The sequence below is a fragment of the Stenotrophomonas sp. PS02289 genome (assembly GCF_029960115.1).
Lineage (GTDB): Bacteria > Pseudomonadota > Gammaproteobacteria > Xanthomonadales > Xanthomonadaceae > Stenotrophomonas.
The window spans coordinates 1-313 of sequence record NZ_JASCOZ010000370.1; the positions used below are offsets into that span (position 1 = coordinate 1).

Below are 313 nucleotides of genomic sequence, written 5' to 3' on the forward strand. Positions count from 1 at the left end.
GATGACCTACTCTCGCATGGCTTGAGCCACACTACCATCGGCGCAGCTGCGTTTCACTTCCGAGTTCGGGATGGGATCGGGTGGTTCCACAGCGCTAATTTCACCAGGGAGACGGTTGGAGCAGCGCGATGCGCCAGCTCGGCATGCTTCCCACGGGTCACGCGACCATCGGTCGTGTGCTACCGGAAGAAAAACCCCGCTGCGTGAGCAGCGGGGTTTTGGGTGTAAACCCTGGCGATGACCTACTCTCGCATGGCTTGAGCCACACTACCATCGGCGCAGCTGCGTTTCACTTCCGAGTTCGGGATGGGAT

At 60.1% G+C, this 313-nt stretch carries 1 rRNA gene; it reads right to left on the minus strand.

Features of this window, described 5'->3' with window-relative positions:
- Window positions 1–108, minus strand: a 5S ribosomal RNA gene (gene rrf, locus QMX83_RS21630); the annotation flags it as partial.
- Window positions 109–313 lie beyond the last annotated feature (205 nt).